General features: G+C 58.0%; 16 protein-coding genes. 14 read left to right on the forward strand and 2 right to left on the reverse strand.

Features of this window, described 5'->3' with window-relative positions; genetic code table 11:
- The first annotated feature begins 3 nt into the window (after positions 1-3).
- From ACFO3S_RS11730 to ACFO3S_RS11780, 11 genes are all read left to right on the forward strand, one after another.
- A complete protein-coding gene (locus ACFO3S_RS11730; RefSeq protein WP_378095684.1) occupies positions 4-1065 on the forward strand; it encodes an ABC transporter ATP-binding protein in 1062 nt (353 codons plus the stop codon).
- Positions 1062-1979 carry a carbohydrate ABC transporter permease gene (locus ACFO3S_RS11735; RefSeq protein ID WP_378095687.1) on the forward strand — a complete coding sequence of 306 codons (918 nt, stop codon included), beginning with the start codon at positions 1062-1064 and terminating at the stop codon, positions 1977-1979. The genes ACFO3S_RS11730 and ACFO3S_RS11735 overlap by 4 nt, the downstream gene beginning before the upstream one ends.
- 13 nt (positions 1980-1992) lie before the next feature.
- Positions 1993-2817, forward strand: a complete 825-nt coding sequence (locus tag ACFO3S_RS11740) for a carbohydrate ABC transporter permease (RefSeq protein ID WP_378095694.1) — start codon at positions 1993-1995, stop codon at positions 2815-2817.
- A gap of 249 nt (positions 2818-3066) precedes the next feature.
- Positions 3067-3456, forward strand: coding sequence for a YraN family protein (locus ACFO3S_RS11745; protein WP_378095697.1), 390 nt, complete (start codon positions 3067-3069; stop codon positions 3454-3456).
- Positions 3457-3709: 253 nt separating this feature from the next.
- Complete coding sequence (locus tag ACFO3S_RS11750) at positions 3710-4291, forward strand: RNA polymerase sigma factor (protein ID WP_378095700.1); 582 nt, start codon at positions 3710-3712, stop codon at positions 4289-4291.
- Complete coding sequence (locus ACFO3S_RS11755; RefSeq protein ID WP_378095703.1) at positions 4252-5253, forward strand: hypothetical protein; 1002 nt, start codon at positions 4252-4254, stop codon at positions 5251-5253. Before ACFO3S_RS11750 ends, ACFO3S_RS11755 begins: the two co-directional genes overlap by 40 nt.
- A 112-nt stretch (positions 5254-5365) precedes the next feature.
- The gene (locus ACFO3S_RS11760) at positions 5366-6193 is read left to right on the forward strand and encodes a DUF4367 domain-containing protein (protein ID WP_378095706.1); all 828 of its coding nucleotides are present in this window, start codon (positions 5366-5368) and stop codon (positions 6191-6193) included.
- 42 nt (positions 6194-6235) lie between these two features.
- Positions 6236-7645: an extracellular solute-binding protein gene (locus ACFO3S_RS11765; protein WP_378095709.1), complete on the forward strand. Its 1410-nt coding sequence runs from the start codon at positions 6236-6238 to the stop codon at positions 7643-7645.
- Between the two features lie 439 nt (positions 7646-8084).
- The gene (gene hflK / locus ACFO3S_RS11770) at positions 8085-9119 is read left to right on the forward strand and encodes an FtsH protease activity modulator HflK (RefSeq protein WP_378095712.1); all 1035 of its coding nucleotides are present in this window, start codon (positions 8085-8087) and stop codon (positions 9117-9119) included.
- Positions 9116-9982, forward strand: coding sequence for a protease modulator HflC (gene hflC / locus ACFO3S_RS11775; protein WP_378095715.1), 867 nt, complete (start codon positions 9116-9118; stop codon positions 9980-9982). The genes hflK and hflC overlap by 4 nt, the downstream gene beginning before the upstream one ends.
- A gap of 100 nt (positions 9983-10082) precedes the next feature.
- Complete coding sequence (locus ACFO3S_RS11780) at positions 10083-10778, forward strand: GTP pyrophosphokinase (protein ID WP_378096079.1); 696 nt, start codon at positions 10083-10085, stop codon at positions 10776-10778.
- A gap of 209 nt (positions 10779-10987) precedes the next feature.
- On the opposite strand, the gene ACFO3S_RS11785 is transcribed toward ACFO3S_RS11780, so the two are convergent.
- Positions 10988-12235 (reverse strand): RICIN domain-containing protein, encoded by a 1248-nt coding sequence (locus ACFO3S_RS11785; protein ID WP_378095718.1) that lies wholly within the window; start codon positions 12233-12235, stop codon positions 10988-10990.
- Between the two features lie 382 nt (positions 12236-12617).
- Between ACFO3S_RS11785 and ACFO3S_RS11790 the strand changes: the two genes are divergently transcribed.
- Genes ACFO3S_RS11790 through ACFO3S_RS11800 form a run of 3 tightly spaced genes read left to right on the forward strand, consistent with a single transcriptional unit; the run spans position 12618 to position 14558 of the window.
- Positions 12618-12818, forward strand: coding sequence for a hypothetical protein (locus tag ACFO3S_RS11790; protein ID WP_378095721.1), 201 nt, complete (start codon positions 12618-12620; stop codon positions 12816-12818).
- Positions 12808-14067, forward strand: a complete 1260-nt coding sequence (locus ACFO3S_RS11795) for a DNA polymerase IV (RefSeq protein ID WP_378095724.1) — start codon at positions 12808-12810, stop codon at positions 14065-14067. The genes ACFO3S_RS11790 and ACFO3S_RS11795 overlap by 11 nt, the downstream gene beginning before the upstream one ends.
- Positions 14064-14558, forward strand: a complete 495-nt coding sequence (locus tag ACFO3S_RS11800) for a YhjD family protein (RefSeq protein WP_378095727.1) — start codon at positions 14064-14066, stop codon at positions 14556-14558. Before ACFO3S_RS11795 ends, ACFO3S_RS11800 begins: the two co-directional genes overlap by 4 nt.
- Here the strand turns inward: ACFO3S_RS11800 and ACFO3S_RS11805 are convergent.
- Complete coding sequence (locus ACFO3S_RS11805) at positions 14521-16065, reverse strand: YifB family Mg chelatase-like AAA ATPase (RefSeq protein WP_378095730.1); 1545 nt, start codon at positions 16063-16065, stop codon at positions 14521-14523. The genes ACFO3S_RS11800 and ACFO3S_RS11805 overlap by 38 nt on opposite strands.
- Between the last annotated feature and the right edge of the window lie 395 nt (positions 16066-16460).

The following is a 16460-nucleotide window of genomic DNA, read 5'->3' on the forward strand; positions in this document are numbered from 1 at the left end:
GGAATGGAGATCCGCATTCAAAATATAACGAAGCGATACGGGGATACGACGGCCGTGAACGACCTGACACTTACGCTGGACAGCGGCAAGCTCGTCGCCTTGCTCGGACCGAGCGGCTGCGGAAAGTCGACGCTCTTGAATATGCTGTCCGGGATCGTTCCGGCGACGGATGGGCGCATCTACTTTGACGGGAGGGACGTCACCGATATTCCGCCGGATCGGCGGGGGGTCGGTATGGTGTTTCAGCATTACGCCTTATATCCGCACATGACGGTCGTGGACAACATCTGCTTTCCGCTGGAGAACCAACGGATGCCGCGGAAACAGCGGCGGGAGAGAGCGATGGAGCTTGCCCGTCTGACCCATATCGAGGAGTTGCTCGATCGCAAGCCCGCCCAGCTTTCGGGCGGCCAGCAGCAGCGCGTCGCGATCGCTCGCGCCCTCGCCAAAAACCCTGCGATCCTGTTGCTGGACGAGCCGCTCAGCAATCTCGACGCCAACCTGCGAATCGAGATGCGCGAAGAGATCCGTCGCATTCAGCGGGATACGCATATTACGACCGTGTTTGTCACGCATGATCAAGAAGAGGCGAGCAGCATCGCGGATTCCATCGTGCTGTTCCGACAAGGCGTCTTGCAGCAATACGGAAAACCGCGCGAGCTGTATGCCGATCCGGCGAGCGCATTCGTCGCCAAATTTCTAGGCACGCCGCCGATCAACGAGGTTCGCGGACGGGTCGGAGACGGGCGGTTCCGTTCGGATGACGGACAGCTTATGTGGAGTTTTCCGGTGCCGCATGAATTGGCGGAGGGCGCGGAGGCGGTGCTGTCCGTGCGCCCCGAAAGCATCCGGGTCCGCGCCGGAGAAGCGGTGCAGCGAGCCGTAGTCAAAGACGTCTACGAGCTCGGGAAGGACAAGCTGGCTGCGCTTGCGGTAGGCAAGGCGACGCTTCGCTGCTTTATCGATGACGATACGAAGGTGGAGGCCGGCGAAGAGGTGCCGATCGGTTTTAAACCGCAGGGAGTTTTTCTCTTCGACGCAAGGACGGGGGCTCGATTCAGGTGAAGCGGTTAATCCAACGTCGTGACGATGCGCCCAGAACGACCGTTCGAACGTTTCTGGAGCCTCTCGCTTATTTGTCCCCTTTTTTGATCGGGATCGGCATCTTTACCGTGTACCCGTTCCTGAACGTATTGCTGCTGTCCTTTCAGGAAGACTACAACTTGCTGCGCAAGCAGTTCAGCGGTTACGGTCTGGCCAACTATGCAGCCATTGTTCAAGATCCGGCCTTCCTGAGCGGGCTGCAAAATACGATGGTTTATATTTTGACGGTCGTGCCGGCCTCGACCATCGTCTCCCTGGCGATCGCGGTGCTGCTCATTCAGAAGATCAAGCTGTCTGTTTTTTTCCAGACCGCTTATTTCCTCCCGCTGGTCACTTCCGTGACAGCAGTCGGGCTCGTATGGAAATGGATGTACAACTTTGACTATGGCATCGTGAACTTTCTGCTGTCCTTGGTTGGCGCAGAAGCGATCAATTGGTTGAACAGCCCGGCATACGCCATGCCCGCTTTAGTCATGTACGGGATATGGAGCATGCTGCCCTTCACGATCATTTTGCTCTTGGCGGGCTTACAGAACGTTAACGCCCAGTACTATACCGCGGCGCAAATCGACGGCGCCAAGCCCTTCAAAATCTTTCGCCGGATTACGGTGCCGCTGCTCGCTCCGACGATCGGACTCGTATTGATTGTCAACACGATCAATGCCTCCAAAGTGTTCGATGAGCTGTTTCCGCTGTTTAACGGCCGGCCGGGTCCGGCCCATTCTTTGTATACGGTCGTTTATTATTTGTACGATCAGTTCTATGTGCAATGGAAGCTCGGAACGGCGGCGGCCAGCGCCACGATCCTGTTTTTGCTGGTGTTCGCCTTTACTATGGCGCAATTATACATTCAGAGAAAATGGAAGCACGACTAAGGAGGGATCATCGTTGAGGTCGATAACACCTGGGAAAGCGGCAGTCTACGTCCTGCTCGCGATCGGCGCGATCCCGATGTTCTTCCCGTTTTTCTGGATGTTCATCTCGTCGGTCAAAACCGCCGTAGAAGTCAATACGACTCCGCCGACCTTCTGGCCCTCGGTATGGTCGTTGGACAACTATGCCTACGCGTTTAACAAAGCGCCTTTCGGCACTTATTTTCTGAATTCGGTGATCGTAAGTACGGTGAATGTCGGGCTGACCGTGTGTACGACGATTTTGGCGGCCTTCGCCTTTTCGCGATTGCGCTTCCCCGGAAGGGATCTGCTGTTTGCCTTGCTGCTGTCGCTGATGATGATTCCTTTCGAAATGCTCGTCATAACCAATTATACGACGATCGCCAACTGGCAGCTGATCGATACGCTCTCCGCGATGATCCTCCCTTTTACGTCGAACATCTTCTATACTTTCATCCTGCGCAATTTCTTTCTGTCCATACCGGACAGCTTGTATCGTTCCGCCAGAATCGACGGAGCGGGCCATTGGAAGTACTTGTGGAGAATCATGGTGCCGATCGCCCGCCCTGCGCTCGTCACGATCGTCTTGTTAAACGCCATATCCAGTTGGAATTCATTCCTGTGGCCGCTGCTCGTGACCAACTCTACGCAGAATCGGACGCTCCCCTTCGGGCTATATGCCTTTATCTCGGAGAGCGGCATTCGCTACGAACTGCTGATGGCGGCATCCACGATCGTCGTTCTGCCGATGATGCTGCTATTCTTGTTCATGCGTCGAAGCATCGTCACGAGCGTGGCGCACGGCGGAATCAAGGGGTAGGCACGAGCGGCGGAATAGCCGAAGACAAGACGGACGGCGGATCCGGAAAGCCGTCTCCGTAAGCGTCGTGGTTCGAAAACAGGCGATTCGTGCGGGCCTCGGGCTCTGCCGCTCCATTGTCGCTGGAGCCCTCCCGTGTTATATTTGTTCTAACCGACCAGAGAAATTTCTACCGCTATGTAGGGGCGCTTTTTCGTTTTCCCAGAGGCGTTTTTTTGGCAGATGGCATGGAGTAGAGGGGGAGCGGGTATGGATGCGCAACGCTCGGACTCGGCGAGAAGCCGCAGGGCGGCCGTCGGCCGCGCGGGCGAGGAGGCTGCCGCGGCGTATCTCGCCGAGGCGGGCCTCGTCGTAGAGCGGCGCAACTGGCGCTGCCGATCCGGGGAACTGGACATGATCGCCCGGGACGGAGAAACGCTTGTCTTCGTGGAGGTTCGCTCGCGAACGAGTCCTTCCCGGTTCGGCTCGGCGATCGAAGCGGTTACCCCGCGCAAGTGCCGCCAAGTGCGCGAATTGGCGGCGATCTATTTGCGCACGCGCGGCGCCTCCGCGAATTCCGCGCGGTTCGACGTCGTCGCCGTCACCTTCCGCGAAGACGGCTCCGTCGCGGACATTCGCCACATCCGGAACGCGTTCTGACATATGCGGCGGCAGGCCGTCCTCCGGGCGGCTTTTCGTATTATCAGGTTAACCAGTCTTTTTCTGGTTGGCCTTTTTTTATGGTCTTGTTTTACGATGGCGGCAGCCGCGAGAAACGCGCGGCTTCTAGGGGAGGTGGCCCCGAAATAAAAACGGTTCTCCCACTGCCCTATTGTTTTCCGAATGCGCGTCCCTTTTCCGGGTTCGAAAGCGTTATAGGGGTAGGGGCTCATTCTGAGAAAGGTGGACCGACGTGGAATCGATAGAAGAGAAAGTGCGTCTCGTGCAATCCGGTGAAATCGGCCACTTCAGGGCGATCGTGGAAACCTATCAGAAACAGATCTACGCCTACTGCTGTCGGCTGCTGGACAGCGAGCACGAGGCTGAGGACGCGCTTCAGGAAATTATGGTAAAAGCTTACGAGAACATCGATCGTTACAGACCGACATTCTCTTTCTCGTCCTGGTTGTACAAGCTCGCTTACCACCACTGCATCACTTTGCTGCGCAGGCAGAAGGTTCGAGCTCGCGCCTATCGCCTGCTTCGATCGACGGAGGCGGAAAAGAGCGCAGAGGAGATCGTAAGCGACCGCGTATTTGGAGAGCCGCTTCGTTCCGCGCTTCTGGCGGTAAAGCCGGAGGAGCGGAATCTGCTCGTGCTGCGGGTGTTCGAAGAGAGAAGCTTCCAGGAGATGGCGGACATTCTGGATATGAGGACGGATACCGTGAAGAAGAGATACGAACGTTTAAGGCGGAAGCTCGGCAAGCTTATGAAGGAAAGGGAGGAGGGAGAGGAATGCGGCAGACGAGCAAAATCATGGACGATCAGGAACTGAAGGCGATGGAAATCCGGAGCGGCCGGGAGATCGACGTTCGCGATCGGGTGATGGAGCGGATCGCCGGGCGTCAAGGCTCGCGAAGACGGCGGGGAAATTTCGAATTCGTCCGCCGTCCCGCGGCTGTCGTCGCGTTCCTTGTCGGCGTTGCTTTGTTGACCTCAATTACCGGCTATGCGGCGAACCAATATTTGCAGCTCAAGAACAGCCGCGGGGAAGTCGTCCTCCGTACGAAGGAGCAAGGGAAGTACAATCCTTACGAGGCGGAGCTCTCTGACAGGCTCGGACAGGAGTGGGAGAAGCTTCAACCGTTGCTGGAGCCAGGAGAACTAGCGGCCTACTACGTGAAGGACGCCGAACTGGATGCGGACCGCTGGAATCGGATCCATTTCGGATACGTTCCGCTTCCCCACGACGATTATGACGCTTTTCTCGTCCAACTGCGGGATACGAACGGCCCTGCCCTGCCGCAGCCCGGGTATGTGCCCGAAGGCTACGTATTCGAGAACGCAAGCGTACAGGCCCGATACGGGCCGCTGCCGCCGAGCCCGGAGTACGAGACGTTGGTCGACGAGCTGCTGGCCGAAGCCGAGTCTGCTGCGGACAATCGCAAACTTTTCTACAGAGTGCTGCCTTGGTCGGAAGCTAGCGGCGCGAACCTTCAGTATCACAAAGGAGAGGCGGTATTGAATCTGTTCGCCTACAAATCAAACGGCAATTCCATGCTGCCCTTGACGCCGGAGATGAACGCGGAGAAGGCGGTGGCGGGCGGAACCGAAATGATGATCTACGAGTCCGAAGAGGGAGGCGATGCGAGGAAATACTTCCGGCATCGGGCGATATGGTACGGAACGCAAGCAGGGGCATTTTACGTGATTGCCGACGATCCGAAGCATCCTTTGGACAAACAAGAGCTGATCCGCATCGCGGAAAGCATGATCGTACAGACCGAGCGGCCGTGAGGCCGCTTTTTCGATAACTTAGCCGAAAAATGTCCCCATTCGAAGAGGAAGAGCGTTATAGGAGTGAACACAACAATAACAGTCGCAAGAGGCTGAAAGGAGAATCTTCCCTATGTACAATAAAACGATAGCGTCGATGATTGCGTTGCTGGCGTTAGCCAGCGCGGCGATCGCGCCCGCTTCCGGGGCGGCGCCCGCATTGTCCGCCAAGACGGCCGTCGCGGCGAATTCCGCTCCGAAGTCCAAGGCAGTCGAAGACAAAGGCTTCGCCGCGATTCAGGCAGAGATCGATCGGCAGAATGCCGCGTTAAAGACGGGAGAAGCGCTTGCCTACTACGTATCCGATCCGACATGGAATCCTGCGGATAAGATCGGTTTCGTTGCCCGAGGCTACTCGTTCGACACCTACGCCGATTTCGCGGCGAAGCTTAAGAAACTGAAGGGGCCCGCATTTCCCAAGCCCGGTTCCTTGCCGAAAGGCTTCAAGCTGGCAAGCGCTAGCGTATACCTGGCAACGCCAGATTCGGAATCCGACGATTACGCCCGTCTGGAGCGAGAGTTGAAGAAGAAGGCGGCCGACGGCAAGGATAAGGTCTATGCCAAGCGCATCGCATCGGACAAGGCGAGAGGCGGAATGATGTTTTACGAGAAAGCCGTCGGCAAGAACAAGCGGACGCTTATGATATCGGCGAACCTTCTTTCGTCGGATTCCGACAAGAAAAGCGAAGGAGCGCCCGTGCCTGACCAGAAGTCGAAAATCGTTACCGAGAAGGTGAAGATCAAGGGCGTGGAAGCCGTCTACACGTTTAAATCCGATGAGGTTTATCCAGCCGCCCTTTCCTGGACGGACAAGAAAAACAAGGTGATGTACCGGATTCAGGGGCAGGGCTCCGAGAACAAGAAGGAATTGATCGCCATTGCCAAGAGTATGCTGGCCTAGTTTTCGCCAGTGTAAGCTGCAAAGAGGATAGGAGGTTGTGAGGTGCGAAAATGTTGTGCTGAACTGCTGGGCTTCGCTCTGATGTGCGGCTTGCTGGGCGCATGCGGCGGGGGAGAGCTCGGGGAGGGAGAACTGGCGCCTCTGGGGGAAGACGAACAGGCAAAAATCAGGATCATGTTCGGAGACAGCCATTACTTTTCTCAGGAATACGGCCAGCTGTTCGCGGCGCAGTTTCCCCATATCGAGGTCGAAATCGCCGATATGCTTGCGATGTACGATCCGAATGCCGGAAGGACGATGGAGGAGCGTCTGAACAGGTTTCTCGAGGAGCAGCGGCCGGACGTTCTAATGCTTTACGGAGAGCAATATGAGATGCTGGCCCGGGAGGGAGGCAAGCTTCTCCCGCTCGATCCGGTAATCAAGCAGGACGAATTCGATACGGAGGGCATTCACCCGGCCGTTCTCAAGCTGCTGCGGGAGCCGGGAGGGGGCAAGCTGTTCGGGTTGTCCCCGGAGTTCTCCGGCTCGGCGCTTTACTACAATCTCGACTTGTTCCACAAGCATGGAGTCGAGCCGCCGACGGATTCGATGAGCTGGGAGGAAGTGTTCGAGCTGGCCAAGCGATTCCCGACGGACGGAGACGAAGACTCCAGAATCTATGGCTTCGAACTAGGGGCCGATTCCGGGCTCTCCGGCTTGATTCGGACGGTCGGTTCGAGCCGGGGCCTAGGCTTGCTAAACCCGGAAGGCACCGAATTCAACATCGACACGGATTCCTGGAGAAGGGTGTTCCTGTCGGTGCTCGACGCAGCGAGTTCAGGAGCGGTGCACGTGCCGTCCAGGGGGGACGAATCGCTCGAAATCGCGACGATAGAAGAAAGGGATCAAGAAGAGGAGTTGTTCGTCGCGGGCAGAGCGGCTATGACGGTCAAAAACAGCTACGAGGCGCAGCAGATGGTCCAGGCGAAGGAGCGGCGCAAGCAAGGGGGAGCGGCGAATTGGGGAATCGTGACCGCTCCGGTCGACCCCCGCAACCGAAATCAGAGCGCCGACTTCAGGTTGGGCAGCGTTTTCTCCGTAAGCGCCAGCTCCGAGAATCCTCGGGCGGCGTGGGAATTCGTCAAGTACGTCAATAGCGACGAGTTCTCCAGGCTCAAATCCAAAACGATGCGCGGGAGCCTGCAGAGCCGCACGAAGTACAATTCGGATTTGGACGGGCTAAGCTTGGAGCCGTTCTACAAGCTGGAGCCCAAGGTCAGTGCGAATGACGAGCAGGCGAAAGCGCCGATCGGCTTCCTCGGAACGGTCTCCGAGCTGATCGAATCGGAAGTCGAGGCCGTCCTGAGCGATAAGAAGACGGCGGACGAAGCGCTGAAGACGATTCAGGAGAGAGGCGCCGCGGAATGGCCGAAGGCAAGACGGGCGGCGGATCCGGAAAGCGCGTCCCCGTAACCGTCGTTATTCGAAAACAGGGCTTCGCGCGGGCCTTGGGGCTCTGCGGCTCCATTGTCGCGGGAGCCCTCCCGTGTTATATTTGTTCTAACCGACCAGAGAAATCTCTACCGCTAGGGAGGGGCGCTTTTCCGTCCTCCGGGCGGCTTTTTTTCGACGCGGGCGCGCGCCCCATTCGACCTCCTGTCGGCCGACGCCCCGTTTGTCGACCTGCCGGAGAGAACGAGCCGCCTGCAGTCGAACCCGCCTATCGCTGATCCGCCGCGCTCGCGCTTCCTCCAAGGAATGGGCCCGTCTCGAGCTGCTCTTGCTCGCGTCCGCGCCTTCATTTCATTTTCTCCCTGAATCCCGATCGGAAAAAGCTGTTGAAACGCAACATCCTCTTGGCACGTAACAGATATAGACACGATTGAAAATTGACGAGGAGGCACAAAGCTGAATGGAATTGGTACAAATACCGAAACGGCAAAACAATCCGCTGAACTTGCCGCCGGGAATGCTCAAGAAAATCATTATCGGCGCTATTGCGGTCGCTGCCATCGCGATCGGATCTACCTGCTTCTACACGGTGCAGGAGCAGGAGCGGGCCGCGATACTCACCTTCGGCAAGTACACGGGAGAAGCGACGGCAGGGCTGCATTTCAAATGGCCTTATCCCGTTCAACAGGTCATTATCGTCCCAGCCGAGCTGACGCAGCGCATTCACATCGGCTACCGGGTAAGCGGGGACGCGGAGACGCCGGTCGAAGAGGAAGCGCTGATGATTACGGGAGACGAGAACATCGTGTCCGCCGACGCCGTTGTCCAATGGAGAATTAGCAACGTTCGCGATTATTTGTACAATATCGACAATCCGGAACAATTTTTGCGCAACGCCGCCAGTTCTTCCATCCGTTCGGTCATCGGGTCGGAGAAGCTCGATTACGCGATTACGGACGGGAAGACCGAGATCCAGGACAAAGTCCGGGAGAAGCTGCTGGAGCTGCAGAACAAATACCAGACCGGCATCCAGATCATCGATATCAAGTTCCAGGATATCGAGCCGCCGAGCGGTCAGGTCGAGGAAGCCTTCCGCGCGGTAACGAACGCCCGCGAGGAGAAAAATACGAAGATCAACAACGCCGCCCAATACGAGAACGACAAAATTCCGAAAGCCCGCGGCGAAGCCCAGGCGCTGATCGAGAACGCGGAAGCGGTGAAGAAGTCCCGGATTTTGAACGCCCAAGGGGACGTCGCCCAGTTTAACGCGATCTATGCAGAATATACGAAGAACAAAGGAATTACCGAGAGCCGACTGCTCCTCGAGACGCTGGAGAAAATTTTGCCGAACGCCCAGATCATCATCTCGGACGCCGCCGGGGGAGACACGGTCAAATATTTGCCGCTTAACGAATTGCTCCGCAACTCGGGCAAAGCTTCCGGCTCCGCAGGCGCTTCGGCGGGCGCTCAGCAGCAAGGGGGGACGGCGCCATGAACAAGAAGCTCGTCATCTGGATCGGATCGATCCTCGTCGCCCTGATTCTGGTCGGCGGCTCGTGCTTTATCGTTAAAGAAGGGGAATACAAGGTCGTGCTGAAGTTCGGAGAAGCCGTCCGGGTCAAGAGCAGTCCGGGCCTGGCCTTCAAAATTCCGTTCATCGAGAGCGTCTCGGCGCTGCCGAAGTATCAGATGACGTACGAGAGCAACCCGACTTCGATTCTGACGAAGGACAAGAAACCGATCATCGTCGACAACTATACCGTATGGAGAATCACCGATCCGCAAAACTTCCTGAAAACCGTCCAGACGGTCGCGGGAGGCGTCCAGCGGATTGACGAGGCGGTCTATAACTCCGTCCGGCGCAAGCTTTCGGAGATCAATTATGATAATATAATCAGTGAGAATACGGCGCGCGGCAACATCAACGACGACATCACGAAGGACGTGGCCGATGCGATTATCCGGGACAACTACGGCATCGAGATCGTCGACGTGCGCATCAAGCGGACGGACTTGCCGGAAAGCAACAAGGAGAGCGTCTATAACCGGATGATCTCCGACCGGCAGGCGATCGCCGCCCGCTATCTGTCCGAGGGCGACGAGGAATCCCGGAAAATCACGTCGAAGGCCGACCGCACGGCGACCGAGCTGCTGGCCCAAGCCGAAGCGGACGCCAAGAAGATTATGGCGCAAGGGGAGCAGGAAGCCGCGCAAATCTATAACCAGGCCTACGGCAAAGATCCGGAGTTCTACAGCTTTTACCGGACTTTGCAGAGCTACGTGACGACGCTGAACAACGAACCGGTCATCCTGCTGCCGATCGATTCGCCGTACACTCGCATCCTATTGGGCAAGTAAACATTGCTGTGCCTGACGCAGAAGGTGAGCTATTCTGACTAATTTACCGTTACCAATGGAGCAATTCAAGAGGTTCAAGAACGAGATCACCCGATTTTTGATGATGTATAAATTCGCGCTCGACTCTCTCGAGACGAAGATCGAGATCCTGAAGGAAGAGTTTCATTTCCTGCACGACTACAATCCGATCGAGCATACGAAATCGCGGTTAAAGTCTCCGGAGAGCATCCTCAACAAAATGTACCGCAAAGGCTGCGACATCTCCTTTCCAAGCATTCGCAGCAATATCAAGGACATCGCGGGGTTGAGAATCACTTGCTCGTTCGTCTCCGACATCTATCGAATCGCCGATATGCTGAGAAATCAGAGCGACTTGAACATCGTCGAGACGAAGGACTACATCCGCCATCCGAAGCCGAACGGGTACCAGAGCTTGCATCTGATCGTCGAGGTGCCGGTCTTCATGTCCGATCGTCAGGAGCAGGTGTGCGTCGAAGTGCAGATTCGCACGATCGCGATGGACTTCTGGGCGAGCCTCGAGCACAAAATTTTTTACAAGTACAACGAGTCCGTGCCGCCCAGACTGCTTCGCGAGCTCAAGGAGGCGGCGGATTCCGCCGCCGCGCTCGACAAGCAGATGGAGCGGCTGCACAACGAAGTGCTCGAGATCAAGGAAAACCGGATGGAGAACGCCCCGCCGCCGGGCGCCAAGCGGATCGTCATCCGCGATCAGGAGTATCCGATACCGGCGGCATTCCTCGAGCTGATCGACGGCGTGAAGGGCAACGAACAGTAAATGCGCGGCGTGAACGGGAAGGCAATCTTCCCGTTTTTTCCTGCTTCCTGCTGTTAAGCAGCGGAAGACCGGCGGTCGTCGCCGGAATTACGCGCTCGCCTGGACGACGTACAGCAGCCGCAACCGGAGCGAGAGGGAGAAGATCAGGGTTGCAGATAAAGCCGAAGAAGCCGCGATTGCCGCGGCTTCTTCGGCTTTTGCGTCGCTGCTTATTGCAATCGGATCAGATTCCACTTCTGGGCGCCGGTGCCATTGTCCGTCCAGATTTGCACGTTCGCGCCGTTGGCCGTACCCGAAGAGGCGACGTCCAGCGCTTTGCCGCTGTTCGGGTTAACGAGCTTGTAAGTGCCGTCCGCGTTCCGGACGATATTCCATGTCTGCGCGGCGTTGCCCAGATCGGTCCACACTTGCACGTTCGTGCCGTTGGCCGTTCCGGATCCCGCCACGTCGAGCGCGAGGGCGCTGTTCACGTTAATCAATTTGTAGGTGCCGTTCGCGTTGCGGTAGATCGTCCATCTCTGCGCGCCGGTGCCGTTATCCGTCCAGATTTGCACGTTCGTTCCGGGCGCCGTTCCGGATGCCGAGACATCCAAGGCTTTGCCGCTGTTCGGATTGATCAATTTGTACGTGCCGCCGGATACGATGTCGCCGGGCGGATTCGCGACATCCTGGTAAACCCTGACGTAATCGACCTCCATTTTCGCCGGGAACGGGGTCGAGGCGTTCGGAGAGCCCGGCCAGTTTCCTCCGACGGCCACGTTGAGCAGCAAAAAATGCTCCTTATGGAACTCTTCCGTCGAATTGATGTTGTTCGCGATATTGGCTTCCCAGAACTGAACGCCGTCGACGAACCATTTGATCGCGCTTGGCGTCCACTCGATGGAATAGACGTGGTACTGGGTCACGTCGAACGAATGGCTGGGCCCGCCGTACGAGGCGTGTCCGTTAGCGTCCCAATGGATATATCCGTGCGTGTTGTTGTCGTTATTGACGTGTTCCATAATGTCGATCTCGCCGCTTCTGGGCCAGCCTACCGTTCCGATGTCCGCGCCGAGCATCCAGAAAGCCGGCCAGATGCCCTGACCCTTCGGCAGCTTGATTCGGGCTTCGATTTTCCCGTATTTAAAGCTTTGTTTCCCTTGGGTTTTCAGGCGGGCCGAAGTGTAATTCATGCCCCCGTAGGATTCCCGCTTCGCCTCGATCACGAGATTGCCGTTCTCGATCCGGGCGTTATCCGCGCGGCTCGTATAATACTGCAGTTCGTTGTTGCCCCATCCGTCGCTGCCGGTGCCGATATCGAATACCCAGTTGTTGGCGTTGATCCCAGGACCGTTGAATTCGTCGCTCCACACGAGCGTATAGGCCGCTTTCGCGTTGGGGGCAGGGAACAATGCCGCCGCGAGCGCCGCGATCAGAAGAATAACGTACGACTGTTTGCTTTTGAACAATCGAATCATCATAATCCCTCCTCGGTATTTTCGATTTCGGACGATCTACCCGATTGCGCGCCAATCGTTTTCTCGCCTCCTTCGCAAGTAGATAATAAAGCGCTTACAATGTTAGTTTATCATGATTTTGATATGCTAAAAATAGTAATTAGTTCCTGTTTTAAACAGTTTCTGCAGGCTGTTGTACGCTGCCGATTGTCGAAAGGGCGCGAGAAAACGTGAAAACGAATGAATAACGATCCGCGGTCATTGGGATGACAGCCCTCTCGCCAAAAAGGACAGTCCGCACAGAGTCGTTTCGTCCGGACGAGCAGGAATAAATTGAGTATTGATAGGGAACAATTGTTCGTATTATGATAAGAACAAACGTTCCCTGCGGGAGGCGAGAAAAATGTCCATAGCCAAGTACGTGGGTCGGACGGTCGTTATCGTGTATATGGACAAAAAGGAGCGGATCAGCAAAAGAACGGTTCGGGTGATCCGGGTGGACGCGGGCACGCTATACGCGTTCGATATGTCGCGCAACGCGCCGAGGAGGTTCGCGACCGAACGGATTTTGGCGGCGCAGCCGGTGATCGTGCATGCCTCCTGAGCGAACGATTTTCCTGGTGGACGGCCAATCGTTCTACGCTTCGATCGAGAAGGCCGCCCATCCCGAATACCGCAACAGACCCGTAGTGGTCGGGGACCCCGAACGCCGGGCCGGCATTATTTTGGCCGCGTGTCCGCTGGCGAAGCGGCGAGGGGTCATTAACGCCGAGAGAATTTTTCAAGCCCGCGCGAAGTGTCCTGATCTGGTCGTCATCCGGCCGAGAATGCAGCGGTATATTACGATCTCTTTGCTGATGACGGAAATTTTCGAATCCGTCTCCGATCTGGTCGAGCCGTACAGCATCGACGAGCAGTTCGTCGACGTGACGGGATCGATCGGCGGCTATGGCTCGGCGGAGGAGATCGCCCGGTTGATCCAGCATCATATCCGGCTTTCGACGGGCGTTTGGTCGCGGGTCGGGATCGGGCCGAGCAAAATTCTCGCCAAGATGGCGACGGACAATTTCGCCAAGAAGAACGACGAGGGAATATTCCGGCTGGACTATGACAATATCGAGGAGAAGCTGTGGCCGCTGCCCGTGAATCAGATGTTTATGGTCGCGTCGAGAATGGCCGTCCATTTCCAGCGGATGGGGCTGCCGACGATCGGAGACGTCGCCCGGCTCGAGCTGGGGGAGCTTAAGCGCCGGATGCGCTACGAAATGGGCAAGCAGAGCGACATCCAGGCGGAATATTACTGGCAGACGGCGCGCGGCATCGATCCGAGCCCGGTCGAGCGGACGATCCGCGGGGCTCTCCAATCGGTCAGCCACGGCAAAGCGCTGAAGGCGGGCCAGTACCGCAAGCTGGAGGATCTCGAAGTCGTACTGCTGGAGCTCGTCATCGAAATATGCCGCAGAGCCCGCCGTCTGGGCTACCAAGGCCGCGTCGTGTCGGTCGGGGCGTCGGAGACGGACGGGGAGCGTCAATCGGGCTTTCACCGGCAGACGACGCTGTCGGAGCCGACCTCGTTGACGCGGGAAGTGGCGGCCGCGGCGCACAAGCTGTTCGTGAGCTATTGGCAGGGAATGCCGGTAACCCGTCTTCACGTCGTCCTGACGGAGCTGACGGACGACAGCGCGTACCAGCTGACCCTGTTCGAGAACAGGGCGGCCGAATACGACATCGAGCGGGCGACGGACAGGATCAAGGACCGGTACGGGAGCGGCGCGATCCTGAGAGCTTCCTCGCTGCTGGAAGCCGCCGTAGCGCGCGAGAGGGCCGCCCAGATCGGAGGACATTACAAATGAGCAAGCTTCACGGAAACGAAAGGTGGAAATCGAAAATGCTGCTGACCGAGCATCAGGAGCAGTACGAAAACCGCGGCGGCCAAACGCTGAAAGGCCGCGTCACTCCCGAAGAGCTGACGATGATCCGCGATTCGATCATGTACCCGCACATGCTGACGATGTGCGACAAGAGCCTGCAGGAGGTGCGGCGGACGCCGAATCTGTTCAAGCAGCCGTTCGGGGAATTCATAGAGATCGTCATGGAAAAAATCAGCCGGGAAATGTTTGCTCTCCGCCGGGAGATGCGGGGGCGCAACATCAAAGTGTTCGAAGACGAAATCGTGGACGGAATCATTTATCATCGTTACGCCTGCCGCGGGTACGAAGACCGGTTCGCCATCGTGCGCGAGGCGCTGCGCACCGAGATCGGCGTGCGGCTGGCGAAGTATTGCGCGGATATTCTGCACCCGCCGCTTAAGGAAGCGCGGCCCGGTCCAGGCAGCGATAGCTGATCGCCTCGGCCACGTCTTCGGCGAGTATTGCCTCCCTGTCGGCCAAATCCGCGATCGTGCGGGAAATCCGGAGAATGCGGTCGTGCGCCCGGAAGCTCAGGCCGAGCCGGTCGTACACCTGCTGAAGAAGCGTCTCGGCCTCCGGGGAGAGCTTGGCGTACTTGCGCAGATGGCTTCCTTGAAGCTGGCTGTTCCATTGAAAGCCGTATCTGGCGTAACGGGCGCGCTGCCTTTCGGCGGCGGCGACGACGATCTCCCGCGCTTGCGCGGAGGAGAGGCCGCCGGGGGCGAGGCCTTGCAGCGGCTGCCGCGCGAGCTCGACTTGAAGGTCGAGCCGGTCGGCGAGCGGCCCCGATATGCGCGCCCGGTACCTGGCGACGGCGGCGGGCGAGCACGCGCACGGCTTGCCGCTCGGCTCGCCGCCGCAGGGGCACGGATTCATCGAAGCCGCCAGCATGAATCCGGCCGGGAAGCGGCATACGGCCCTGGCGCGTCCGATCGTTACCTCGCGGTCCTCGAGCGGCTGGCGCAGCGTCTCCAGGCAGGCCCGGGAAAATTCGGGCAGCTCGTCGAGGAACAGCACGCCGTGGTGGGCAAGCGTCACTTCCCCGGGCTTTGGGACCGAGCCGCCGCCGATCAGGCCGGCGGCCGAGACCGTATGGTGCGGAGCGCGGAACGGACGGCTGCGGATCAGCCCGGTTCGCGCTTCGCCGAGCTTGCCGCAGACGCTGAAGATTTTCGTCACGGCCAGCGCCTCCTCGTCGTCCAGAGGGGGAAGAATCGTCGGCAATCTGCGGCATAGCATCGTCTTCCCGGTGCCCGGAGGCCCGACGAAGACGAGGTTGTGCATGCCGCTCGCGGCGACGAGCAGCGCCCGCTTGCCCTGCTCCTGGCCGACGACGTCGGCGAGGTCGACGTCGCCGTCGGGGGAGTCCTCCGGCCGCCTCAAGCTTCGCAGCCGCTTCCGGCCGAAGCCGGCGAGCGGTTCGTCCGGCCCGTCTCCGGCTTCTCCGTCGATCCATTCCGAGAGAGAAGAGATGCCGAGCACTTCAATGCCGGAGAGAAGAGAGGCTTCGGCCATGGCGGAGCGGGGAACGACGATGCGGCGAATGCCGCAGCGCCGGGCGAGCTCGGTCATCGGCAGCACGCCGGGGACGCCGCGGATCGTGCCGCTCAGCGACAGTTCCCCGATGAACAGCGTGTCGGCCAGCCGCTCCGGCCCGACCTGTCCGCTCGCGCACAGGATGCCCGCGGCGATGGCCAGATCGAAGGCGCTGCCTTCCTTGCGCAGGTCCGCCGGAGCGAGATTGATCGTCACCCGGTCCAGCGGAAATTTCATTCCCCCGTTCTGAATCGCCGCCCTCACCCGGTCGATCGATTCCCGCACCGCCGAGTCGGGCAGCCCGACGACGTTCACCTGAGGCAATCCCGAGCTGATGTTCACCTCGACCTCGATCAAGCGTCCCTCGATGCCGAGCACGCTTGCGCTCATCAGTTTCGCGTACATAACAAAAAAACACCCTCCTCCGTCCGAAATTATAGCGACGGGAAAGGTGCTTCCTCTCCGATATTCTTGCGATGGATACAAGCATACACGTCAACCGCCCGGCTGTCAATGGCCGGAGCTCACGGGGCCGGATGAGTTTGCCGGGTTTGGATAAAATAAAGCGGAATAAAAGCCAAGGAGAGGGATCAATCACAAATTCGAGATGTATTCCCCTTGTTTCCATCTCAAAATTCGATGAAATCATTGCCAAAGAAGACTAATATTTTGATGAAAAAGTGAGGAAGCCATCGGGAAATAGTGATACAATGATGAAGGTTTTGTTACATATTTTATTTTAAGGAATGTGTAACGGCTGCTAGCGATGACCGCATCGCTAACGTGGGTCAAGCTGTGAG

It is taken from the genome of Cohnella hongkongensis, from assembly GCF_042654645.1.
GTDB lineage: Bacteria > Bacillota > Bacilli > Paenibacillales > Paenibacillaceae > Cohnella > Cohnella hongkongensis.